Annotated in this window: 17 protein-coding genes; 9 read left to right on the top strand and 8 right to left on the bottom strand. The window is 67.8% G+C overall.

Features of this window, described 5'->3' with window-relative positions; all coding sequences use genetic code 11:
* Window positions 1–7: 7 nt before the first annotated feature.
* Genes ORK51_RS15455 through ORK51_RS15440 form a run of 4 tightly spaced genes read right to left on the bottom strand, consistent with a single transcriptional unit; the run spans window position 8 to window position 4,695 of the window.
* On the bottom strand, window positions 8–1,057 hold the full coding sequence (locus ORK51_RS15455; protein ID WP_266085636.1) for a Csu type fimbrial protein: 1,050 nt from the start codon (window positions 1,055–1,057) through the stop codon (window positions 8–10).
* A complete protein-coding gene (locus ORK51_RS15450; RefSeq protein WP_266085634.1) occupies window positions 1,054–3,408 on the bottom strand; it encodes a fimbria/pilus outer membrane usher protein in 2,355 nt (784 codons plus the stop codon). The genes ORK51_RS15455 and ORK51_RS15450 overlap by 4 nt, the downstream gene beginning before the upstream one ends.
* Before the next feature lie 7 nt (window positions 3,409–3,415).
* A complete protein-coding gene (locus tag ORK51_RS15445; RefSeq protein WP_266085632.1) occupies window positions 3,416–4,162 on the bottom strand; it encodes a fimbrial biogenesis chaperone in 747 nt (248 codons plus the stop codon).
* An 8-nt stretch (window positions 4,163–4,170) separates the two neighbouring features.
* Window positions 4,171–4,695, bottom strand: a complete 525-nt coding sequence (locus tag ORK51_RS15440; protein ID WP_026069973.1) for a Csu type fimbrial protein — start codon at window positions 4,693–4,695, stop codon at window positions 4,171–4,173.
* A gap of 273 nt (window positions 4,696–4,968) precedes the next feature.
* Here ORK51_RS15440 and map point away from each other — a divergent pair, with 273 nt between their 5' ends.
* Genes map through dapE form a run of 6 tightly spaced genes read left to right on the top strand, consistent with a single transcriptional unit; the run spans window position 4,969 to window position 11,862 of the window.
* On the top strand, window positions 4,969–5,742 hold the full coding sequence (gene map / locus ORK51_RS15435; RefSeq protein ID WP_026069972.1) for a type I methionyl aminopeptidase: 774 nt from the start codon (window positions 4,969–4,971) through the stop codon (window positions 5,740–5,742).
* A 20-nt stretch (window positions 5,743–5,762) separates the two neighbouring features.
* Complete coding sequence (locus tag ORK51_RS15430; protein ID WP_429000691.1) at window positions 5,763–8,384, top strand: [protein-PII] uridylyltransferase; 2,622 nt, start codon at window positions 5,763–5,765, stop codon at window positions 8,382–8,384.
* Window positions 8,384–9,463 carry a 2,3,4,5-tetrahydropyridine-2,6-dicarboxylate N-succinyltransferase gene (gene dapD / locus ORK51_RS15425; protein ID WP_266085628.1) on the top strand — a complete coding sequence of 360 codons (1,080 nt, stop codon included), beginning with the start codon at window positions 8,384–8,386 and terminating at the stop codon, window positions 9,461–9,463. The genes ORK51_RS15430 and dapD overlap by 1 nt, the downstream gene beginning before the upstream one ends.
* Entirely contained in the window at window positions 9,460–10,332 is an 873-nt protein-coding gene (locus tag ORK51_RS15420; RefSeq protein ID WP_026069970.1) for a hypothetical protein, read from the top strand. Before dapD ends, ORK51_RS15420 begins: the two co-directional genes overlap by 4 nt.
* Before the next feature lie 43 nt (window positions 10,333–10,375).
* On the top strand, window positions 10,376–10,738 hold the full coding sequence (locus tag ORK51_RS15415; RefSeq protein WP_019184384.1) for an arsenate reductase: 363 nt from the start codon (window positions 10,376–10,378) through the stop codon (window positions 10,736–10,738).
* The gene (dapE, locus tag ORK51_RS15410; protein WP_266085626.1) at window positions 10,735–11,862 is read left to right on the top strand and encodes a succinyl-diaminopimelate desuccinylase; all 1,128 of its coding nucleotides are present in this window, start codon (window positions 10,735–10,737) and stop codon (window positions 11,860–11,862) included. Before ORK51_RS15415 ends, dapE begins: the two co-directional genes overlap by 4 nt.
* Window positions 11,863–12,062: 200 nt before the next feature.
* Here the strand turns inward: dapE and ORK51_RS15405 are convergent, their stop codons facing one another.
* Together ORK51_RS15405 and ORK51_RS15400 are read right to left on the bottom strand one after the other, a co-directional pair.
* Window positions 12,063–12,746 carry a pentapeptide repeat-containing protein gene (locus ORK51_RS15405; RefSeq protein ID WP_266085624.1) on the bottom strand — a complete coding sequence of 228 codons (684 nt, stop codon included), beginning with the start codon at window positions 12,744–12,746 and terminating at the stop codon, window positions 12,063–12,065.
* Window positions 12,747–12,938: 192 nt separating this feature from the next.
* A complete protein-coding gene (locus tag ORK51_RS15400; RefSeq protein WP_266085622.1) occupies window positions 12,939–13,817 on the bottom strand; it encodes a tetratricopeptide repeat protein in 879 nt (292 codons plus the stop codon).
* Window positions 13,818–14,185: 368 nt separating this feature from the next.
* On the opposite strand from ORK51_RS15400, the gene asnB reads away from it, so the two are divergent.
* Window positions 14,186–15,877 (top strand): asparagine synthase B, encoded by a 1,692-nt coding sequence (gene asnB / locus ORK51_RS15395; protein WP_019184380.1) that lies wholly within the window; start codon window positions 14,186–14,188, stop codon window positions 15,875–15,877.
* Window positions 15,878–15,965: 88 nt separating this feature from the next.
* Window positions 15,966–17,345 (top strand): cation:proton antiporter, encoded by a 1,380-nt coding sequence (locus ORK51_RS15390; protein WP_266085619.1) that lies wholly within the window; start codon window positions 15,966–15,968, stop codon window positions 17,343–17,345.
* 30 nt (window positions 17,346–17,375) lie between these two features.
* Here the strand turns inward: ORK51_RS15390 and ORK51_RS15385 are convergent, their stop codons facing one another.
* Complete coding sequence (locus ORK51_RS15385) at window positions 17,376–19,733, bottom strand: penicillin acylase family protein (RefSeq protein WP_429000690.1); 2,358 nt, start codon at window positions 19,731–19,733, stop codon at window positions 17,376–17,378.
* Window positions 19,734–19,877: 144 nt separating this feature from the next.
* Here ORK51_RS15385 and ORK51_RS15380 point away from each other — a divergent pair, with 144 nt between their 5' ends.
* Window positions 19,878–20,366, top strand: coding sequence for a bacterioferritin (locus tag ORK51_RS15380; protein ID WP_266085615.1), 489 nt, complete (start codon window positions 19,878–19,880; stop codon window positions 20,364–20,366).
* 382 nt (window positions 20,367–20,748) lie between these two features.
* Here ORK51_RS15380 and parC read toward each other — a convergent pair whose 3' ends face one another.
* Window positions 20,749–22,992: a DNA topoisomerase IV subunit A gene (parC, locus tag ORK51_RS15375; protein WP_266085613.1), complete on the bottom strand. Its 2,244-nt coding sequence runs from the start codon at window positions 22,990–22,992 to the stop codon at window positions 20,749–20,751.
* Window positions 22,993–23,031 lie beyond the last annotated feature (39 nt).

Below are 23,031 nucleotides of genomic sequence, written 5' to 3'. Positions count from 1 at the left end.
GCGCTGTTCAGTAGGTGATCGTGACCGTGATGACGTCGCTGTAGCTGCCCTGGGCGGGCACCGCGCCGACGCTCGGCGGGGCACGCCCATACACGGTGAGGGTCTGCGCGGCGCCAGTGCCGGTGCCGGCCAGGGTGTCGGTGTTGAGCGTGTTGCCCCAGCGCTGGGAGCGCCCAGCGTTCCGGTACAGCTCGTAGGGGATGTAGTAGACGCTGCCGTCCAGTGCAGTGAAGCGCATGCGGCGCACGTTGCCCGATGCGTTCTGCCCGTTGTTCAGGCCGATGCTGTAGGCGGTGCGGTTGATGCAGGTCAGGCCGATCGTCGAGGTGCGGTCAAGGTTGGCGGTGATCGCCCCCGCGTTGCTGCCGAAATCCATGTCGGTCGTGACGTAGGTACTGCACTGGGGCAGGACGTTGGCGCTGACCGTGAACGGGAAGGCGCCATCGGCTGTTTTGTGGCCGCTGACCCCGCTGGTGCTGGTGCACAGCGCCGGCGGCTGGGCGATGCCGATGATGCTCTCGTTGTAGGCGTACTCCAGGCTGACGTTGGCGGCGGTGAAGCTGCTGGCAAAGGCGCCGGCCGACAGCACCTGCGCGGCGGGCACCTGCCCGTAGAGCGTGACCGATTGGGCGCCGCTGCCGCCGGTGATCAATGGCACCCCGTAACTGAGGGTCACGATGGCTGCCGGCGGCGAACCGCCCGGCACCGCGCCCCACACCGTGGTGCGGCCACCGTTGGTATAGAGCTGGAATGCCATCGGATCGGCGGTGGTGTTGCTCATGCTGCGGCTCGGCAGCAGCGTGCTGCCGGTGCTGCCGGTGCCGATCTTCAGGCAGGCGCGCACGCTGGCGCTGCCCAGCACGCTCAGCGCGGTGGTGTTGCAGGTGATGGTGAAGCTGGTCATGGCATCGGTCGCGCTGGCCGCGCCATTGGTGATGGTGCCGAACGCCAATGCGCCTGGCGCCGTGGCCGTGCAGGTCGTATCCGCGCGTGCCCGGGGTGCCCAGCACAGGGCCATCAGCATCAGCACGATCATGAGCGTACGCGCGCCGGTCATGGTGGGGAGGTCGGCACGCAGCGCAGCGGCCCGACGCGGGGTACGCCGGGGGAGGTGGCGGTGACGGGCGGGTCCAGGCGTACGCTGCAGTGCCCTTCGGGCAACTCGACCTGCAACTGGGCCGGCAGCACGACATCTTCCAGATAGGTCTCCCCGTCGTAGCCCACCGAGGCAGTGCCGCCAGCGGGCAGGCGCACGCTGCTGCCGACCGGCAGCGGGGCCCCGGCGTCATCGTGCAGGATCACGCGCATGGCCCGGGTGCGGCGCAGGCCGAAGTCGACGCCCAGCCCGGCGCTCTGTCGCGGCGTCACCCAGGTGTCCACCCGGTCGGCGCGCATGTCCGCCGGCAGGTCCAGCGTATCGATGGAGATCCGGTTGCGCTGCCACGATAGCAGCGGGGTCACCAGCAGCAGGCCGTTCCTGTCGGTACTGCCGATCAGCCGGTTTTCCAGCCGCACCGGGATGCCCGGGTAGCCGTCGGTGGAGACCACGGCGAAGGCGTCGGGCACCTCGCGCGCGGCGAATACATGTCCGCCCATCCACACCACGCTGCCACTGGCGCTGGCGTAGCCGTAGTCAAGATCGCCCTGGCGCGCGTAGCCCATCGAGTAGCGCCCGACCCGGTTGAGCCAGCCGAGTTCGGCCAGGCCACCGCCGCCATCGTCGCCGCCGCGCGCCTGCACCCGCCACCCGTAGCCGCCCTGGCTGCCATCGCCGGGCACGGGCTGGGACAGATCGGCGACATAGGTCATCCGTTCGCCGTTGCGTTGTGCCGACAGGCTGCTCTGGCGGTTGCGTCCCAGCGCAGCGGAGACCGACAGATAGGCACTGCGGTCATCGCTGTCGGCCAGGTTCTGGTTGAACGAGAGATAGGCCGACCAGCGATCGCCGAAGCTGCGCGACCAGAACACGCTGGCGTAGCGGTTGTCGTCGCCGTCGGGGTAACGCAGCCGGAGGTAGCTGGCGCTGAGCGAGCCGGCGCGTTGCAGGTTGATGCCCAGGGTGGCCTGCTCGCTGATGTCCGGGGGCAGGGTGTCCTGCAGCGCGCCCAGGTCGCGGTAGTGGCCGTGGGTTCGCCGGGTCAGCAGGTTGACGTTGAACCGGCGGTTGTTCCAGCTGTAGCCCAGCGCGTATTGCCCTCCCTGGAGAGCGTCATGGCGGCTGCGTGCGTAGGCGGCGTTGAGCACGCCGGCGCCGCCCAGCAGCCACCAGCCGCCAGCGCCGCCATTGACCACGCCGCCGCCTCCTTCCACGTGCGCTTCGGCCGTGAAGCGATCGCTGGCGCCGTAGCGCCAGGTGGCGCTGCCGATCACGGGCGTTTCATAGGCGAACGAACGGATGCCGTAGTCCTTCCGCATCCTGCCCACGCCGGCCGACCAGTCGGACAGGCCCTTGGCGAGCAGTTGCTGCGTGCCATAGAAGGCGAAGTCCAGGGTCTGCATCCGGCCGAACGCATCGGTGATCACGACCTGGGCATTGCCGGTTCCGTTGATGCCCGGCTGGGCGGCCAGTTGGAACGGCCCGACCGGGACCTCGCCGTTGTACTGGCGCAGGCCATCCACATACAGCTCCACGTTGGACGGAACCACCGCTTCCCCCAGGAACGTGGGGGTGGGGCTCAGCACACGATAGGGCTGGAGGCCATAGTTGCGGCCGATCTGCACACCGCCCATGCGCACCGGCCGGCTCCAGTCGACGAAGCCGCTGTAGAAATCGCCCACCGTCAGCGACACGGCCGCTTCCGGGAAGTCCAGGCGCCACGCCGTATCCAGCCGCACGCTTTCGCCCCGCCACCGACGATCGGCCGGATCCTGCCAGGTGCGCTGCAATGCACTGGTTTCCAGTACGCCGTGGCCCACCCCGAACAGGCGCAGTTCGGTGGTCAGGGCCAGGTTGCCGCCGCCCTCGTTGTGGCTGCCGTAAAGATCGTAGTTGACCAGCATGCCAAGCGAGGACGCTGCAGGCGGCGCAGTATCGGCTGCACGCTCCAGCCGCGTGGTAGGCAACGACAGCTGTTCCAGCGGGACGTCCAGGGCCAGCGTCTGCAGCGCTGCGTCGTAGCGCACGACAACCCCGCTGAGCTGGTCCAGCGCGACCTGCTCCTCGCCCCGTGCGGAAAACCCGAGCTGGCGCAGCGTCGCGCCCGAGGCCATCAGCCTGCCCTGCAGCTCGGTGAACGGCAGCAGGCCACGCGGTGCCTGGTTGAGGGTCACATCCAGGTGCAGCGTCTGTGCGGCCGTCAACGGTGTCGGCGGCGGCAACAGGGTGTCGGCCGATGCGTCGATGCCCGCGTCGGCGTCCGCTGCCATCGCGGCGCACGGGGCCAGCGTCGCGGTAAGCAGCATCCGCATGCAGGCCTCAGCGAGCCGGCGGCGCGGCGGGCAGTGGCGTCTGGGCCGACTCGCCATTGATCTTTGCCGAGACTGTGGCGCCCGCCAGGCGGGCGGCCGGGACATCCAGTGGCCAGCGCATGGTCTGTCCACCGAGTACGTAACCGAGCAGGCCGGGATGGATGATCTGCGGTCGGTCGACGGGCCCCAGGCCGATGTCGGCCAGCTGCGCGTAACTGTTGCCGCTGTTGTGCACCTCCAGGGCCGGGCGCCCGTCATCCAGGCGTGTCAGGCGTACCTGCAGCGCGTGTCCGAGCGGGCCCTCCGCACCGGGCTGGACAAACACCGGCATCGAATAGCGCAGCACGAACTGCATCCCGCTGCGACGCGGATCCACCGTGGGCAGTTCATCGACGATCACCCGGTAAGCGCGCTGCGATGAGGGTGCCTCAGCGTCGCTGCGCACTACGCGGATCAGCTGCTGCTGGCCGGCCGCCAACGACTGCATCGGCGGACTGACCAGCAGGTCGGTGGTGGGCAGGAGCTGGTCCTGGCCGGTGTCCTGGCGCCACTCGAAGACCCGCACCTGCACCTGCACCGGCGTCGTACCGCTGTTGGTCAGCCAGAGCGCATCGGCGTTCTGCCGTGGCGTCAGCTGCAATGAGGTGGGGGCGACCTGCAGGCTTGCGGCGGTGGCGCTCCCCATCAGCAGCCACAGCCAGCCCAGCACCGCGCACCCGAACCGCCCAGGGCGACGCCCTGCGGAAATCGGCATGGCGGACCTCAATAGGTGATGGTGGCGGTGATCGTGTCCTGATAGTTACCCGCAGCGGCGTTGTTGACGCTGGGGTTGGCGATCTGGCCGTAGACATTCAATGTCTGCGCCAGGCCAGTGCCGATGCCGGCCGTCGTATTGGTGCCGGTGGTCGCGCCCCACACATTGGTATGGGCGGCATCGCGATAGAGCTGGTAGCCGACGAAATTGTTCGCCGTCACGCTCGCATCGGTGTTCTTCATCCGGCGGGTGGTCACGTCATTGGCGGTTCCCGCGTTCGCACCGGCATTGAGGGCGACGGTGTACGGGGTCAATGCCGAGCACTGGGCGGTGATCGTGCCCTGGGCGTTGGACGGGGTGGTGGCCGTGGAGAGGGCCGAGCCGAAATCCACATCGGTGGCGGCCGCTGCGGTGATCGTGCAGGCCTTGGTGATGATGATCTTGACGTTGAAGGTCGTGGTATCGGCCGCCAGGGCGGGCGCAGCGAGGCTGGCAATGGCCAGGCTCAACAGGGCAGGACGGAGAAATCGCATGGGCATGCTCCTTGGACGCGGGTCCTTGCTGAACAACACGATGCTGCCGAACGGGTGGGGCGATGGAACGGTGTTGACCCGGTTATAGGTTTCGTCTTGTTGGGAGACCGTGAGATTTGACAGATTCAATGGCCGTTTTCGGCACAATCCTGCGTTCTGGGACGTGCATCGCAGTCATTCATGGACCTGACCGGCCCGGCCGCCCAAACCGCGGCTGTCAGCGTTCTACCCCATCCCGTTCAGATTGGCCCCGGATCGGCGATAATGGGCGCCATGAGCGTGAATCTGAAAACCCCCGAGGAAATCGAACTGATGCGCATCGCCGGCCGTCTGGCCAGCGAGGTGCTCGACATCGTCACCCCCCACGTCAAGCCGGGCGTGACGACCGAAGAGCTGGACCGCATCTGCCACGACCACATCATCAACGTGCAGAAGGCCACGCCGGCCAATGTCGGCTACCGCGGCTTCCCCAAGACGGTCTGCACGTCGGTCAACAACGTGATCTGCCACGGCATTCCCAGTGAAGCCAAGGTCCTCAAGGACGGCGACATCGTCAACATCGATGTCACCGTGATCAAGGATGGCTGGCACGGCGATACCAGCCGCATGTACTACGTGGGCACGCCGTCGGTCATGGCCAAGCGCCTGGTCGATGCGACCTACGAAGCCATGTGGCGCGGCATCCGCGCGGTCAAGCCGGGCGCGACGCTGGGCGATATCGGCCACGCGATCCAGAGCTATGCCGAATCCGAGCGTTTCAGCGTGGTGCGCGAGTACTGCGGCCATGGTATCGGCAAGGTCTACCACGACGAGCCGCAGGTGGTGCATTACGGTCGTCCGGGCCAGGGCCTGGTGCTGCAGCCGGGCATGACCTTCACCATCGAGCCGATGATCAACGAGGGCACCCGCTACAACAAGGTGCTGCCCGACGGCTGGACCGTGGTCACCAAGGACCGCAAGTTGTCGGCGCAGTGGGAGCACATGGTCGCGGTCACCGAGACCGGCGTCGACGTGCTGACCCTCTCGCCCGGCGAATCGCAGGTCTGAGCATGCTGCCGGCGAGCCCGATGCTGGACGCGCCGGCCGAATCCGTCGCCGACCCGGACTGGGCGGCGCTGGCGCGCCAGTCGCTGCAACAGACCGACGCACGGCTGTACCGCCGTTTCGACCAGGGCGACAACATCGAGCGCCTGCTCGCGTTGCGCGCCCGCGCGGCCGACCACCTGATCCGGTTGGCGTGGCATCGCTGCCTGCCGGCCGGGTCTGGACTGGCCTTGTTTGCCGTCGGTGGGTATGGGCGCGGTGAGTTGTTCCCGCGCTCGGATATCGACGTGTTGGTGCTGGGTACGCCGGAACAGCAGCGGCGGCACGAATCCGGGCTGGCGCGCTTTTTCGCGCTGCTGTGGGATTGCGGCCTGCCTGTGAGTCACGCGGTGCGTTCGCCGGCCGAGTGCACCCAGGCCAGCGCCGACCAGACCGTGCTGACCGCACTGATCGAATCGCGCCCGGTGGTTGCCGACGACAGCGCGCGCGCGGCCTTGAAGGCCGCGGTGAACGTGGACGGCCTGTGGCCGCCGCGCGAGTTTTTCCTCGCCAAGCGTGAAGAGCTGCTCGCCCGCCATCAGCGCTTTGGTGATACCGCCGACAACCTGGAACCGGACATCAAGGACGGCCCCGGCGGCCTGCGCGATCTCAATACCCTGGGCTGGATGGCGTTGCGTGCCTTCGGCGTGCGCGACCTGGAAGCACTGGTCGGCCTGGGCCACCTCGGCCCGGATGAAGCGGCCGCGCTCAAGCGCGAACGCTGCGCCCTGGCCCGGCTGCGCTTCGGCCTGCATCTGGTCGCCAACCGGCCCGAAGAGCGCCTGCGTTTCGATTACCAGAAGACACTTGCCGCCCGCCTGGGTTTCGAAGACGACATCGAAAGCCTGGCCGTGGAAAAAATGATGCAGGGCTTCTACCGCAGCGCCACCGTGGTGCGGCGGATCAGCGACCGCCTGCTGCAGCGCTTCGAGGAACAGTTCGATGGCGAGGCGGTGCCCGAGCCGGTCAGCGTGGGGTTCTCGCTGCGCCGTGGCTACCTGGCGGCCAACGATCCGGCCTGGCCCGAGGGCGACATCGAACAGGTGTTCGCGCTGTTCTCCAGCTGGGCCTACAACCCGGATGTGCGCGGCTTGCACTCGCTGACCGCCCGCGCGCTGGCCGAAGCGCTGCCGGACCTGGCCGCGTATACCGACGCCAGTCCCGCCGCACGCGAGCAGTTTCTGGCCCTGCTGCGCAGCCCGCGCGCGGTCGACACGCTGGCGCGGATGGCGCGCCTGGGCGTGCTCGGCCAGTGGATCCCCGCCTTCGCGCAGGTCTCCGGGCGCATGCAGTTCGATCTGTTCCACGTCTACACCGTGGACCAGCACACCCTGATGGTGCTGCGGAACATCGGCCTGTTCGCCAGCAGCCGCGCCGACGAGCGTTTCTCGATCGCGCATGAGGTCTGGCCGCGCCTGCGCAAACCGGAGCTGCTGCTGCTGGCCGGCCTGTTCCATGACATCGCTAAGGGCCGCGGCGGCGATCACTCCGAACTCGGTGCGGTGGATGCGCGCGAATTCTGCCAGGCGCTGGCGCTGAGCAGTTCCGATACGGAGCTGGTGGCCTGGCTGGTCGAGCAGCACCTGCGCATGTCGGTCACCGCGCAGAAGCAGGACATCTCCGATCCGGACGTGATCCATCGCTTCGCCACCCTGGTGGCCAGCCGCGACCGGCTCGATTACCTGTATCTGCTGACCTGCGCCGACATTGCCGGGACCAGCCCCAAATTGTGGAATGCCTGGAAAGACCGCTTGCTGGCCGACCTGTATTTCGCGGCGCGGCGCGCGCTGCGCGACGGGCTGGAGAACCAGATGCCAGCCGCCGAGCGTGTTGCCGAAGCGCGCGAATCGGTGCGCCAGCTGGTGCGCGAGCGCGGCTACGACGACGCGACGATCGAGCGTCAGTTCACCGTGATGCCCGATGAGAGCTTCATCCGGCTGCGGCCCGAGCAGCTTGCCTGGCAGGCCGCCGCGCTGGTGCCGGTCAAGCAGGGCCAGACCCTGGTCAAGGTGCGCCGGATCACCCCGGACGACCACGCGCTGGAGGTGTTCGTGCACTCGCCGGATCGCGATGGCCTGTTTGCCGCGATCGTGATGACGCTGGATCGCAAGGGCTACGGCATCCACCGCGCGCGTGTGCTGGACGGCCCGGTGGACACCATCTTCGATACGTTCGAAGTGACCCCGGCCGACAGCTTCGCCGATGGCGACGCGCTGCGCCTGGAGGCCGGCCTGCGTGAAGCGCTGTCCGGCGACCTGACCCGGCTGCGTCCGTCGCGGCGGGTCATTCCGCGCCAGCTGCGGCACTTCCGTTTCGCCCCGCGCATCGAGTTCCGCGATGTCACCGATGGCGAGACCACCAGCACCCGTTTCAGCCTGGTCGCGCCCGACCGCCCCGGCCTGCTGGCCGACGTGGCGTTCGTGCTGCGCAACCAGCGGCTGCGCGTGCATGATGCGCGCATCGCCACCTTCGGCGAACGCGCCGAAGACATGTTCGTGATCAGCGATGAGCATGATCACGCCCTCACCGAATCCGCCAGACAGCAGCTGCAAGACGCCATGCTCGCCTGCCTGGACCCTGATCGAAAAGCCGGAGACCCCCACTGATGGCCACCAAGCCTGCCAAGAAGACCGCCGCGAAGACCCCGGCGGCCAAGCCCCCTGCTGCCGCACCCGCGGTGAAGAAGACCACCGCCGCGGCAAAGAAGGCGGCGCCGGCAGTCAAGAAGGCCGCTGCGAAAAAGGCGCCGGCACGCAAGGTCGCCGCCACTCCGGCCGAGAGCGCGGCCAAGCGCAGCGCCAGCCGTGATGCCACCATTGCGCGCAAGTCGCTGCGCAAGCCGGCCACGCCGGGCGTGGAAGAACTCAAGTTCGGCATCGAAAGCGCCTTCGAGCGCCGCGCGACGCTGACCCTGCACGAGATCGAAGGCTCCACCAAGCCGCTGGTCGGCCGCGTCATCGACGGCCTGGAAACCGGCGAATTCCGCGTCGCCGAGCCCGATGGCCACGGTGGCTGGAAGGTCAACGAATGGCTGAAGAAGGCGGTGCTGCTGTACTTCCGCGTCAACGACATGGCCGTGGTCGACGCGCGTCCGGCGCCGTTCTGGGACAAGGTCGAATCGCGCTTTGCCGGCTTCGATGAAGCCAAATTCCGCCGCGCCGGCGTGCGCGTGGTGCCCGGCGCGATCGCGCGCCGCGGCAGCTACTTCGGCAAGGACGTGGTGCTGATGCCGAGCTTCACCAACATCGGCGCCTACGTGGGCGAGGGCACCATGGTCGACACCTGGGCCACGGTGGGTTCGTGCGCGCAGATCGGCAAGCACTGCCATCTGTCCGGCGGCGCCGGCATCGGCGGCGTGCTCGAGCCGCTGCAGGCCAGCCCGACCATCATCGAAGACCATTGCTTCATCGGTGCGCGTTCGGAAGTGGTGGAAGGCTTCGTGGTCGGCCACCACAGCGTGATCGGCATGGGCGTGTTCCTCGGCCAGAGCACCCGCGTCTACAACCGCGCCACCGGCGAAATCAGCTACGGCTCGGTGCCGCCGTACAGCGTGGTGGTGTCCGGCCAGCTGCCGTCCAAGGACGGCTCGCACTCGCTGTACTGCGCGGTGATCGTCAAGCAGGTCGATGCCAAGACCCGCAGCAAGACCAGCGTCAACGAGCTGCTGCGCGGCCTGGCCGACTGAGCACGCCGCAGCCCGCGCTGGCGCAGGCGGCGCGCTACCGGCACCCGTTCGCGGGGTGGCCGGGACGCGCGCTGCAGGGCCTGCTCGGCTGCTCGCACCTGACCGCCGCCCGGCGCGCGCTGACCCGCGTGCTGCCGGTACCGGCCTTGATCAGTGATGTGCGTGAGGTGGTGTACCTGAGCTGGTGGGTGGACGTGCGTCATGCACCGCCGCCCCCGCCGGGCCATCGCCTGTTCGTGCATGACGGGCGTACGCCCTATACGATCCTGACCTACCGTCACGGCCATTTCGGTCCGGCGCTGGCGGGGCCGTTGCGTCGCATTTTCCCTTCCCCTCTGCAGAGCAACTGGCGCTGGTATGTGGTGCCGGATCACGCGACCGGCATGTCAACCACGCCGCTTGTCGTCTTTGATCGCAATGTGATCGACAGCGTGATGCACGCGGCCGGTGCACGCCTGTGGAGCGACGCCATGCAACCGCATCTGGCCGGGCGTTTCGAGCATGCCGTGGATGCCGATGGCGGGCACACCGTGATCGAGCCGGGGCAGGGCAGCGCGCCCGCACTACAGGCGCAGGTGCGCCCGGCAACGGCCTTGGTGGCGGCGTGGGCGGCCGGGGCGTTCACCGATGCAGCGCAGGCCATGGCGTTCCTGGCCTGCCAGGAGGCCGCGTTCGCGGTCGCCGCGGATGGTCGGCTGGCCCTGACCCATATCGATCTGCCGATTGCCCTTTCGGACGTGCAGCCCCTGCAACTGGAGGGCCCGGTGTCCTGCCCGCACCTTGCCGCCATGGGCGTCGATCTGGCCGAGGCGTTCTGTTTCCGGGTGCCGCAGGTACCGTTCCGGGTCGTGTCCGAACGCCTGTTGTGACATCCTCACGACGTCCTTCCTGATCGATGCTGCACGCCGCGCCATGACCACCATTCTGTACGGATTGAAGAACTGCGACACCTGCAAGAAGGCCACCAAGTGGCTGGACCGATTCCAGGTGCCGTACACCTTCGTCGACTACCGCGACCACCCGCCGACGCCGGAGACCCTGATCGACTGGGCCGGTCAGGCCGGTGGCTTTCCTGCGCTGATCAATAGATCCTCCACCACGTGGCGGCAACTGCCGGAGAACCGCAAAGCGGCGGACTCCGAGGCCGAATGGAAGCTGCTGCTGCGCGAGTACCCGCAGCTGATCAAGCGCCCGGTGGTGGTTAGCGCCGATGGCGTGATGACCCAGGGTTTCTCGGACAACGGCTTCAAGCAGCGGTTCGGAGTGGGCGCGTGAACGACGTCGTTGCCTTGACCTGCGACCTGATCGCGCGCGCGTCGGTCACCCCCGAGGATGCCGGCTGCCAGGCACTGCTGGCTGGCCGTCTCGAGCGAGCGGGCTTCCACTGCGAACACCTGCGCCTGGGCGAGGTCGACAACCTGTGGGCCACACACGGGCAGGGCGCGCCGGTGCTGGTGCTGCTCGGGCATACCGATGTGGTGCCGACCGGCCCGGTCTCGGCCTGGACCAGCGATCCGTTCGATCCGCAGATCCGTGAGGGCGTGCTGTACGGACGTGGCGCGGCCGATATGAAGGGCAGTGTGGCCGCCTTCGTGGTGGCCGCCGAGCAGTTCGTCGCCGCGCATCCGGATCACCCCGGCACGCTGGCGGTGCTGCTGACCAGTGACGAGGAAGGCGATGCCATCGACGGTGTGCGTCGCGTCGCCGATATTTTCCGCGAGCGTGGCCAGACCATCGACTGGTGCATCACCGGTGAGCCCTCCTCCACGGCCGTGCTCGGCGATCTGTTGCGCGTCGGTCGCCGCGGCAGCCTCTCGGCCACGCTGACGGTGAAGGGCGTGCAGGGCCATGTCGCGTATCCCGACAAGGCGCGCAATCCAATCCATCTGGCCGCCGCCGCCCTGGCCGAACTCACCTCCCGGCACTGGGATGACGGCTTCGAGAGCTTCCCGCCGACCAGCCTGCAGGTCTCCAACATCCATGCCGGGACCGGTGCCAACAACGTGATTCCCGGCGAGCTGCAGGTGCTGTTCAACCTGCGCTACAACCCGCACTGGAATGCGCCGGCGCTGGAGCAGGAGATCGCCGCGCTGCTGGACCGCCATGCGCTCGAGTACACGCTCAAGTGGCATCGCAGTGGCGAGCCGTTCTACACCCCGGAAGGCACGCTGCGCCGCGTCGCGCGTGACGTGCTCGGCGAGTTTGCCGGGGCGCCGCCGGAAGAGAGCACCGGCGGTGGCACCTCCGATGCGCGCTTCATCGCGCCACTGGGTGCGCAGTGCATCGAAGTGGGGCCGGTCAATGCGAGCATCCACCAGGTCGACGAGAACGTGCGCGTCGCGGATCTGGAGGCGCTGCCGGCGTTGTACCAGCGCTTGATCGAGCGCCTGCTCGCCTGAGTCCCTGGGGCAGCACTGCTGTCGGACCATCACGGTAGTGCCGGCCGCTGGCCGGCCCTCGCGAATGTCAGACCTGAAGGAGAGCCGGCCAGCGGCCGGCACTACCGGGTGTACGTGCTGCGCCGACCATCAGCCGGCCCCTGCCGCGTCACTGACGAACGACCGCGCCATGTAGGAACCGATCGTTGGTCGGTTCGCCCTTACGCCACGATCAACCCGAACGACGCCAACGCGGCCGCCGCCTGGCGCTGCGAAATCACCGCCTTCTTGAACAGCTTGGCGTCCATCACGTTGAGCCCGCTGATGTCGGTGCCACGCAGGTCGGCACCTTCGAAGCGCGTCAACCGCGTCTGTGCATTGCGCAGGCTGCCGCCGTTGAACACCGCATCGCGGAAATCGCAGCCGGACAGCTCGGCCTCGGAAAAATCCATGCCCTCCAACTGCGCCTTGCGGAATGACATCCCGCGCAGGTCAGCGCTGACCAGCAGGCACTCGCGGAACTCCAGCGCCCAGCCGGTCACTTCCTGCAGATGCGCGCCGGTCAGCTTGCAGTCCTGGAACCGCACCGAGGACAGCGTCGCGCGTCGCCAATGACTGTTGTTGAGATCGCAGTGCGAGAAGCGTGCGTCGCTGAGCAACGCCGAGCTGAAATCGCACTGGCTGCCGCGGCACTTCGTCCACTGGCTTTCCTCCAGTGAGGCGGCCAGCCAGGAGGCACCGGTGACCGAGCACTGGTTGAACTGGAACCCATCCATGTCCAGCCGCGAGAAGTCGCCGTGATCGAAGGTGCAGTTCTCGAAGGCGGCCGCGCGCGGATGCGCGGCAATGATGGCCTGCATGCGCTCGCGGGTGAGGATTTCATCGCGGAAGGTGGCGGAGTTCATGCGGTCATTCTGGAGGATGGGGGGCGCAGGCGGCAGTCTTGAAGGCAGCGGCGGAGTGTGTACAGCGTCACCGGCGCGCATACGTGGTCCCCTCCGACGTAGAGCCGACCGTTGGTCGGCTGCCGTTGGCGCCGACACGTGGGGCGACACGTGCAGCCGACCAACGGTCGGCTCTACCGGGTGGTTATCCTGTCAGTCGAAGGTCCAGAACGGGGCTTTGATCCGGTCGCGCCAATACGTCTCCCCGGCCAGGTAGAACTTCTGCGCCTCCGCCTTGGCGAACCAGCCGGCGGCTGCGTCCAGATCGCGCGTTACGCCGGCGCGGCCACGGCCCAGCAGCAGGCCGCTGAAATACTGCCCGTACACATTGCCCTGGTCGGCCGCCAGCCGGTACCAGCGCAGCGCTTCCACGCCATCGCGCGGCAGGCCCATGCCGAGTTCGTACATGGCGCCCAGATCCACCTGGGCGTCGGCTTCGCCGCGCTGCGCACGTCGCTGGATCTCGGCGACCAGCGGATGCACGGTGCCATCCGGCTGCGCTGCGATCGCCTGTGGCAGTCGCGAGGATTCGGACGGCATGTGATGGTAGATCGTCGCGCGCAGGTCCCAGCGCAGCGCGCTGGCCGCGTCACCGCGGTCGCGATGGAACTTGGCCAGCATCAGCATCGCCATCGGATTGCCGTGCTCGGCGGCAGCGCGGTACCAACGCTCGGCCTTGCGCGGTGAGGCGCGCAGGGCAGTGCCCTGGCGGATGTTCGGGCCGGTGCCATGCAGCAGCTCACCGTGGGTCCAGATCCTGCCCAGGGCCTCTTCGGCCTGCGGGTTGTGGAAGGTCCACGGGGTGACGGCTGCCGCACGCTCGTACCAGCCCACGGCACGCGGGTCGTTGAAGGTTTCAAAGGTCCTGGCTGCCTCCCAGGCACTGTCGAAGCTGCCATCGGCCGCCTTGGCCTCGACCGACTGCACGATGCTCGCAGGCGTCCGTGCAGGGGTGCTGCTGCAGGCAATCAGGGAAAGGGCCAGGGCGATGCCGCCCAGGCGTGTAGCGATGCGTCCAATGCGAGGGATCATGCCAGCCGGATGGTGCAGAAGGACCGTGATTATCGCGCGGCCCCGAAGCGCCGGGTTGTCCGCGGCGGCCGGTTTGGTTGCCATCGCAACAGTTGCGCCGCCGTCAAAACCCGGTTACGGTCGGTCCATGTCCTCGTTCCCGGCCACCGCTGTCAGCAATACCAACCGCAATAATCTGCGCGCGAATAATCGTGCGCGGCCGATGCGGGACTGCGACCAGGGCTAGTACAAGCAACACGCCCGGACCCCAGAAAACCCGCATCGACCGATGCGGGTTTTTTTGTGGCCCGGGTTTACCCCTTCCGGGCCTGGGTGGCCGGTCGAATGCCTGCAATACGTGTATTCCCCCATCATCAGGAGCTGTTCCCATGTGTTCGATCTTCGGTATTTTCGGCCTGCAGGCCGGCGACGACCTCACCGCATTGCGCCGCCATGCGCTGGACCTCTCGCAGCGCCAGCGCCATCGCGGGCCGGACTGGAGCGGGGTGTACGTCGATGACGGCGCCATCCTGGTCCACGAGCGCCTGGCCATCGTGGACCCGGCTGGCGGTTCGCAGCCGCTGCTCTCCGAAGACGGCGGCCTGGCGCTGGCGGTCAACGGCGAGATCTACAACCACCGCGAACTGAAGGCCGAGCTGGCCCAGCCCTATGCGTTCCAGACCGGCTCGGACTGCGAGGTGATCAACGCCCTGTACCGCGAAGACAGCCCGGCCTCGTTCCTGAACCGCCTCAACGGCATCTTCGCCTTCGCCTTGTGGGACCGGGCCGCACAGCGCGTGCTGATCGCCCGTGATCCGATCGGCGTGGTGCCGCTGTACTGGGGCCACGACAAGGATGGCCGGCTGGTGGTGGCCTCCGAACTGAAGTCGCTGGTGGACATCTGCGCCGATGCGGCGCAGTTCCCGCCGGGCCACTGGTACGACAGCGCCACCGACACCCTGACCCGTTACTACGAGCGCCCGTGGCGCGACTACGACGCGGTCGAAGGCGTCGAGGCCGACCGGGTCGAGCTGCGCGAGGCCTTCGAGCGCGCGGTACACCGCCAGCTGATGACCGATGTGCCCTATGGCGTGCTGCTCTCCGGCGGCCTGGATTCGTCGCTGGTGGCCGCGGTGGCCGCACGCTATGCCCGCCACCGCGTTGAGGATGGCGACCAGAGCGAAGCGTGGTGGCCGCGCCTGCATTCCTTCGCGATCGGCCTGAAGGGCTCACCCGACCTGGCCGCCGCGGCAATCGCGGCCGAAGCACTGGGCACCGTGCATCACGGCTTCGAGTACACCTTCGAAGAAGGCCTGGACGCACTGCCGGAAGTGATCCGCCACGTGGAAACCTATGACGTCACCACGATCCGCGCCTCCACCCCGATGTTCCTGCTGGCGCGGCGGATCAAGGCGATGGGAGTGAAGATGGTGCTGTCCGGCGAGGGCAGCGACGAGATCTTCGGTGGCTACCTGTACTTCCACAAAGCCCCCAACGCGCGTGAGTTCCATGAAGAACTGGTGCGCAAGCTGGATGCGCTCAACAACTACGACTGCCTGCGCGCCAACAAGTCGATGATGGCCTGGGGCGTGGAGCCGCGCGTGCCGTTCCTGGACCGCGAGTTCCTCGATGTGGCCATGCGCATCGATGCCAGGCACAAGATGGTCGGGCAGGGCCCCGCCGGTGCGCGCCGGATCGAGAAGGCGGTGCTGCGCGAGGCCTTCGAAGGTTACCTGCCGGACTCGATCCTGTGGCGCCAGAAGGAACAGTTCAGCGATGGTGTCGGCTACGGCTGGATCGACGGACTCAAGGCGCATGCCGAAGCCCAGGTCAGTGACCGGGTGATGGCCGCGGCGGACAAGCGCTTCGTGCACAACCCGCCGCAGACCAAGGAAGCCTACTTCTACCGCCACGTGTTCGAGCAGTACTTCCCGACCCAGGCGGCGGCGGAAACGGTGCCGGGTGGCAAGTCGATCGCATGCTCCTCGCCGGCGGCCATCGCCTGGGATGCCAGCTTCGCGGCGATGGCCGATCCCTCCGGGCGCGCGATCGCCGGTGTGCACGAGCAGGCGCTGGCCTGATCGCGGTGCCACGCCGCCGCGTCGATCGCGGTGGTGTGGCACCGCATGCAGCCCGTAGAATCGCCCCTTCAATCGATGGGGATCGATCATGGACTCTGACACCACCGGCATGCGCCGCAGCGGGCTGGCCTGGCGTTATCTGGGCTGGGTGGCGCTGCCCCTGTTGATCGGCCTGGGCCTGGCACGGTTTGCCGGTCCGGCCGTCTCGGCACGGGTGGCCCGTGCCGAGGCGTCGCTGGGCGCCGACTGGGCCGCGCACCTGCATGCGCCGCTCGGTCTGTTCCTGCTGCAGCTGCTGGTCCTGCTGCTGGTGGCCAAGGGTGCGGGGTGGCTGTTCCGCCGGCTGGGTCAACCCGGGGTGATCGGGGAAATGGCGGCCGGTCTGATGATGGGGCCGCTGGTGCTTGGAGCCGTGCTGCCCCAGGTGCATGGCGTGTTGTTCCCGGCCGCCTCCCTCGGCTCGCTCGGCCTGCTCAGCCAGCTTGGCGTGCTGATGTTCCTGCTGGTGGCGGGGGCGGAACTGGATCTGGGCGGATTGCGAGGGCGGCGTCGTTTCGCGTTCGTGGTCAGCCACGCCGGCATCGCCGTGCCCTTCGTGCTCGGCGTGCTGCTGGCGATCTGGCTGTATGGCGCGCACGCACCGCCCGGCGTGGGCTTCACCGGTTTCGCGCTGTTCGTCGGTATTTCATTGAGCATCACGGCCTTCCCGGTGCTGCTGCGCATCCTTGCCGACCGCGGCATGACCGGCACACCGCTGGGCCAGACCGCCATCGCCTGCGCCGCGCTCGGTGATGCCACCGCATGGTGCCTGCTGGCGCTGATCGTGGCCGCCGCGCAGTCGCAGGGCTGGGTGCCGGCCACGATCAACCTGGTCTGCGTGGTCGCTTTCGTCGCACTGATGCTGGGGGTGGTGCGGCCGTGGTTCTCGCGCCTGGTGATCGCACCGGGCCAGGAAGGACGCTGGCTGCTGATCATGTTGCTGATGGCGCTGGGCTGCGCGCTGGTCACCGAGATGCTGGGCATCCATGCGCTGTTCGGCGCGTTCGCGGCCGGCGTCGCGGTGTCCGGCAACGCGACGCTGCGGCACACCGTGGCCGAGCGCGTGGAGCCATTCGCCGTCACGCTGCTGTTGCCGTTGTTCTTCGCCATGACCGGCCTGCGCATGCGCGCCGACGCCCTGCAGGCCAGCGACCTGGTGCTGTGCCTGATCGTGATCGTGGTCGCCACGCTGGGCAAGCTGATCGGCACCTGGAGCGCAGCGCGCAGTGCCGGCATGGACAACCATGACGCGTGGAGACTGGGGGCGCTGATGAACACCCGTGGCCTGATGGAGCTGATCGTGCTCAACCTGGGCTACGAACTGGGCTTCCTGGGCGACCGCCTGTTCGCCGTGCTGGTGATCATGGCGCTGGTGACCACCGCCATGACCGGGCCGTTGTTGAACCTGATCGAGCGTTGCCGGCGCTGAGGCGGGCGGCATGCGGTGCCACCTCGCGTGTCACTCCTGCGCCGGCACCAACCTGAGGGTATGCACCGTCGTGCCGGGGAGGAACGGCGTCGGCCTGCCGTTGACCCAGTCCTCGTGTCCCGCGCCCCAGAACGGTGACAGCGGGTGACCGCTCTGCCCACCGGGCATGTGGATCCATCCCTCGGCCTCGTGCCCGGGTGACACCACCATGCGCTGCGAGGCGCCAAACGCGGGGCCCTGCACGCGGGGCATGTCGCGGTCGCCGGGCAGGCGGTCGGCCGGCATGCACAGCCACGACCGGGCAAAGGCGGGCAGGGCGCGACTGACCGGGTGACAGATCGCAGCGGTATTGCGTTCGCCCCACGTACGCGCGTCCAGCGGGCCTTGACTGCCCAGGTCTGCTTCCAGCGCCTTGGCGGTATCGACCAGCAGTGCATCCCAACTGGAATAGGGGGGTGGCAGCAGATGCGCGGGACGTTCGCTCACCAGCGGCCACAACACGCCCTCGAACTGCCCCAGTCGTGGCTCCAGATAGTCCTCTCCGAGCTGTGCTTTCGCCGGGGCGAGCAGGCCTTCGCCAACACGGTCGATCAGCATGCCGCGGAAACCGCGGGTGACCCGGTAGCTGACCGAGTCCACCCCCGCACGGCCGTCCCACCGCCGGGTTGCGACCTCAAGCCGCTGCAGGGCAGGGTCGTCACTGGTGGTGACGACCTCGCGCAGCAGATGCCACCAGCGCGTGAGCAACAGGGCGCGATCGTCGAGCTGGATCGCCAGCAGGTCTGCCTCGGTGAAGCGCTCTTTCGCCAGCAGGCCATCGCGGATCTGCCGACCGCGTGCGCCCAGGTCGTAGCCACCGTTCCCGGCAATGGCCAGGGCGTCCCCATCGAGCACGCGGCCGTTGGCGGTCCACAGCCGATGCGTGGGGGGATCGATCAATGCGGGCGCGCCATCGCTGCGGATTGGCCACGGCGCACAGCGTGCAGGCGCGGTGGTGGCGTTGCCGTTCGGCGGGCAGTCCGCAGCGCGGTCAGGGCGTGTGCCGATCAAGCGCCAGGCGATGCGACCGCTGCGGTCGGCGAGCACCAGGTTCTGCGCGGGAATGCCGCTGCGGTCGGCCACCTCGAACGCCTCGTCAAGCGTCGCCGCGCGCGCCATCTCGGCGAAGTCCAGGCGCACCGCACCGGGGAGTTGTGCCGTCCAGCGCAGTGCCTCGCCACTGCCGTCCTGCCGCGTGTGCAGCACCGGACCCCAGGCGGTCTCGCGCACGCGCAACGTCACCGGTGCCTGGCCGGCGACGCGGATACGCTCCTCGTGCGTGGTGATGCCCGCTGCATTGGCGGGTACGCTGCGGAAATCGGCCGTGTCGATGTAACTGTTGGTGAAGCCCCAGGCCACGTGCCCGTTGCTGCCCACCACGATGGCCGGCAGGCCGGGCAGCGAGAAGCCACTGACGTCGACGCGGCCGTCGGGAGCCTGTGCATCGGGATAGCGCAGCCGTACCCGGAACCAGAGATTGGGCGCGCGCAATCCCAGGTGCATATCGTCGGCGACGATGGCGCGACCGTCCGCGGTCAGTGCACCGGCCACGGCGAAGTTGTTGCTGCCCAGCACGTCGGGATCCAGATGACCTGCCGTGACGGCACCGGTGGTCCGCGCCGGATCGGCCCGCCGGAGATCGAGAGCGGCGGCCTCCGGTAACGGCGCGTTGCCGCGCGCTTCGCCAAACAGCGGCGCATCCCATTCGCTGCCATCGTGGCTGAGCAGGGCATACAGCGCCGGTGGCACCACCGCACGGATCCGCGCCATCGCCAGTTCGTTCTGATTGGTGGGGTCCTGCAGGTCGGCATACATCGCCAGCCCGGTCAGCACGCTGTCTTCGGCACGCCACGGTGCCGGCGCCTGGCGCAGCAGCAGATACGGCCAAGGACGTACCCGAAGCTCGGCGACGCCCTGGTTGATACCCTCCACATAGGCCTGCAGGGCGCCGGCACTGCTGCCCGTGGCAACCTCCAGGTGGGCCCTGGTGCGCGCCCGCAGCCGGTGCACACGCATGCGCTTGTCCATCTCGATCGCCGCCGGGCCGAACAGCTCGGCCAGCTCGCCAGCGGCGGTACGGCGCATCAGGTCCATCTCGAAATAGCGCTCCTGCGCATGTACCAGACCCAGCGCCCGCATCGCATCGGCCTGGCTTGCCGCGTCGATGGTGACCACGCCCAAGGCATCCCGGGTGATGCTCACCGGCGCCTGCAGCCCGGCCATGGCCTGCTCGCCTTCCAGGGCGGGGAGACTGCCGCGCAGCAGCCACCACACCGCGAACACCGCCGCCAGCGCCAGGATCAGCACGCCCCAGAGCAACCGCTTCAGCCAGTGCCGCATCCTGCGCATCCCCGTGTAGGTAGGGCTTGATTGTAGGGGAGGCGTGAACGTCCTGTGCACGGCTACCGAAGCGCAACTGCAAGTGATTCCGATTAGACCACCGGATTTTCAGATAGGGCACCATGCGCGCATTGATTCATCAGGAGCACCCCCATGAAAGGCAACCCGGACGTCATCGCCTGCTTGAAGGAACTGCTGCGCGGCGAGCTGGCCGCGCGCGACCAGTACTTCATCCACTCGCGCCGCTACGAAGACCAGGGCCTGTTCGCGCTCTATGAGCGCCTCAACCACGAGATGGAAGAGGAGACCCAGCACGCCGATGCGCTGCTGCGTCGCATCCTCTTCCTCGGCGGCGATCCGGACATGCGCCCGCATGTGTTCGAGCCCGGCGTGAGCGTGGAAGAGATGCTGCAGAAGGACCTGGATACCGAATACAGCGTCCGCGACAACCTGGCCGCCGGCATGAAGCTGTGCGAACAGCACCAGGACTATGTCAGCCGCGACATGCTGCTGGTGCAGTTGAAGGACACCGAAGAAGACCATGCCTGGTGGCTGGAGCAGCAGCTGGGCCTGATCAAGCGCATCGGGCTGGCGCTGTACCAGACCAGCAAGATGGATGCGAAGGGCACGGCCGCGCACTGACGCGCATACGCGCATCAGCCCCACGATGTGCCGCGCACATCGCGGGCCCCGGCGTATCACCTTCCACATCCCCGCGCCTGTCGGCGCGCCCCCTTGGACTCCAAGGGGGCTGTTTCTCCAGACGGTGTCCTGGACGCGTGACGATCCACCGACCCGTCATCGGGTTCTGCTCGCCAGCCAGCTTTCGCCAGCACGCTGCAGAAGCCCTCGTCCGCCAGCCAGCATCCGCCAGCCAGCGACGAACGAAAAAGCCGGGGATTTCCCGGCTTTTTCGTTTTCCGGACACGTTCGCCAGCAATGCGTAGTGCCGGGCTCTGCCCGGCAACCGTGCAACGCGCGGCGGATGCAGCCGGGCAGAGCCCGGCGCTACGGTCCTGTGCGGTTATTCGACCGCCAGACCTTCCACCTTCTGCCAGCCGCGCGGCAGCAGGTGGCCACGCGTGGCGCGGGTGCCCAGGTAGGTGTCCAGATCCTTGAACGACAGGTTCATCGTGCGCTGGCCGCTGCGCACCAGCAGCGTGTTGCCCGGCGCCACCGAGACCACCGCGACCACGCGCTCGGTGGCGAGCTTGGCCTTGGGGATGTCGATGATCTTGTTGCCCTTGCCCTTGTCCAGTTCCGGCAGGTCGCTGGCGGCGATGGCCAGCAGGTTGCCCGAGCTGGTCACCGCTACGATGCGGTCGGTTTCCGGGTTGGCGACCACGGCCGGGGTCAGCACCTTGGAGCCGGAGGTCAGGTTGAGCATCGCCTTGCCGGCCTTGTTGCGGCCGGTGAGGTTCTCGAAGCGGGTCACGAAGCCGTAGCCGTGCGTGGAGGCCAGCACGAAGCGGGTGTTGTTCTCGCCACTGGCCAAGGTCATGAAGGCGCTGCCCGGGGCCGGCGAGAAGCGACCGGTTAGCGGCTCGCCATTGCCACGTGCCGAGGGCAGGGTGTGGATCAGGGTCGAATACGCGCGGCCCTCGCTGTCCAGGAATGCCACCTGCTGCGTGCTGCGGGCCCGCACCGAGCCCAGCAGCGCATCGCCATCGCGGTAGGACAGGGTCGACGGGTCCATGTCGTGGCCCTTGGCCGCACGGATCCAGCCCTTCTCCGACAGCACCACCGTCATCGGCTCGCTCGGCACCAGCTCGGTTTCGTCGATGGCCTGCGCTGCGCCACGCTGCACCAGCGGCGAGCGACGGTCATCGCCGAACTTCTTCGCGTCCGCCACCAGCTCATCGCGGATCAGCTTCTTCAGCTTGGCCTTGCTGTCCAGGATGGCCAGGATCTTGTCGCGTTCCTTGGCCAGCTCCTCCTGCTCGCCACGGATCTTCATCTCTTCCAGGCGCGCCAGCTGCTTCAGCTTGGTCTCCAGGATGTACTCGGTCTGCTCCTCGCTCAGCCCGAAGCGTGCGATCAGCGCCGGCTTGGGCTCATCCTCGGTGCGGATGATGTGGATCACTTCATCCAGGTTGAGGAAGGCCACCAGCAGGCCTTCCAACATGTGCAGGCGGCGCTCGATCTTCTGCAGGCGGTGGTTGAGGCGGCGGGTCACGGTGGTGCCACGGAACTGCAGCCACTCGCTGAGCAGGGTCTTGAGGTTCTTGACCTGCGGGCGGCCATCCAGGCCGATCACGTTGAGGTTGACCCGGTAGCTGCGCTCCAGGTCGGTGGTGGCGAACAGGTGGCCCATCAGCTGTTCGGCGTCCACGCGGTTGGAGCGCGGCACCAGCACCACGCGCACCGGGTTGGCGTGGTCGGACTCATCGCGGATGTCCTCCAGCCACGGCAGCTTCTTGGCGCGCATCTGCGCGGCGATCTGCTCGATCACCTTCGAAGGCGACACCTGGAACGGCAGCGCGTTGACCACGATGTTGCCGTTCTCTTTCAGGAAGGTGGAACGCGCGCGCACGCTGCCGTAGCCGGTTTCGTACATGGTGCGCAGATCGGCGATCGGGGTGATGATCTCGGCGAAGCTAGGGTAATCCGGGCCCTTCACGTGCTCGCACAGCTCGGCGACCGTCGCATCCGGGTCGTCGAGCAGGTGCAGCAGCGCGCTGACGATCTCGTTGAGGTTGTGCGGCGGCACGTCGGTGGCCATGCCCACGGCGATGCCGGTGGTGCCGTTGAGCAGCAGGTGCGGCAGGCGCGCCGGCATCCAGGTCGGCTCTTCCAGCGTGCCGTCGAAGTTCGGGGTCCAGTCGGTGGTGCCCTGGTTGATCTCGCCCAGCAGCACTTCGGCGATCGGGGTCAGCTTGGACTCGGTATAGCGCATCGCCGCGAACGACTTGGGATCGTCGGTCGAACCAAAGTTGCCCTGGCCTTCGATCAGCGGGTAGCGGTACGAGAACGGCTGGGCCATCAGCACCAGCGCCTCGTAGCACGCGCTGTCGCCGTGCGGATGGTATTTACCGATCACGTCACCGACGGTACGCGCGGACTTCTTCGGCTTGGAGGCGGCATTCAGGCCCAGCTCGCTCATCGCATAGATGATGCGGCGCTGCACCGGCTTGAGACCGTCGCCGAGGAACGGCAATGCGCGGTCGAGCACCACGTACATCGAATAGTCCAGGTACGCCCGTTCGGCGTACTCGCGCAGGGGCAGCTGTTCAAAGCCGTGGAACGCGGGGCGGGCAAGATCGGTCATGCGGGATTGTTACCTGTGGCAAGGGACGGCGACGGCTGT

Origin of the sequence: Stenotrophomonas sp. RIT-551 (assembly GCF_026241915.1) — a bacterium.
Classification (GTDB): domain Bacteria; phylum Pseudomonadota; class Gammaproteobacteria; order Xanthomonadales; family Xanthomonadaceae; genus Stenotrophomonas; species Stenotrophomonas bentonitica_A.
Note: the sequence above shows the minus strand (reverse complement) of the source record. Positions and strands in the feature narration are given on the sequence as shown.

Coding starts and splice junctions, on each gene's coding strand:
- asnB (WP_019184380.1), top strand. CDS start 14,186: ATGTGTTCGATCTTCGGTATTTTCGGCCTGCAGGCCGGCGACGACCTC.
- ORK51_RS15440 (WP_026069973.1), bottom strand. CDS start 4,695: ATGCGATTTCTCCGTCCTGCCCTGTTGAGCCTGGCCATTGCCAGCCTC.
- ORK51_RS15415 (WP_019184384.1), top strand. CDS start 10,376: ATGACCACCATTCTGTACGGATTGAAGAACTGCGACACCTGCAAGAAG.
- ORK51_RS15445 (WP_266085632.1), bottom strand. CDS start 4,162: ATGCCGATTTCCGCAGGGCGTCGCCCTGGGCGGTTCGGGTGCGCGGTG.
- ORK51_RS15400 (WP_266085622.1), bottom strand. CDS start 13,817: ATGATCCCTCGCATTGGACGCATCGCTACACGCCTGGGCGGCATCGCC.
- parC (WP_266085613.1), bottom strand. CDS start 22,992: ATGACCGATCTTGCCCGCCCCGCGTTCCACGGCTTTGAACAGCTGCCC.
- ORK51_RS15390 (WP_266085619.1), top strand. CDS start 15,966: ATGGACTCTGACACCACCGGCATGCGCCGCAGCGGGCTGGCCTGGCGT.
- dapD (WP_266085628.1), top strand. CDS start 8,384: ATGGCCACCAAGCCTGCCAAGAAGACCGCCGCGAAGACCCCGGCGGCC.
- map (WP_026069972.1), top strand. CDS start 4,969: ATGAGCGTGAATCTGAAAACCCCCGAGGAAATCGAACTGATGCGCATC.
- ORK51_RS15405 (WP_266085624.1), bottom strand. CDS start 12,746: ATGAACTCCGCCACCTTCCGCGATGAAATCCTCACCCGCGAGCGCATG.
- ORK51_RS15455 (WP_266085636.1), bottom strand. CDS start 1,057: ATGACCGGCGCGCGTACGCTCATGATCGTGCTGATGCTGATGGCCCTG.
- ORK51_RS15385 (WP_429000690.1), bottom strand. CDS start 19,733: ATGCGCAGGATGCGGCACTGGCTGAAGCGGTTGCTCTGGGGCGTGCTG.
- ORK51_RS15430 (WP_429000691.1), top strand. CDS start 5,763: ATGCTGGACGCGCCGGCCGAATCCGTCGCCGACCCGGACTGGGCGGCG.
- ORK51_RS15450 (WP_266085634.1), bottom strand. CDS start 3,408: ATGCGGATGCTGCTTACCGCGACGCTGGCCCCGTGCGCCGCGATGGCA.
- ORK51_RS15380 (WP_266085615.1), top strand. CDS start 19,878: ATGAAAGGCAACCCGGACGTCATCGCCTGCTTGAAGGAACTGCTGCGC.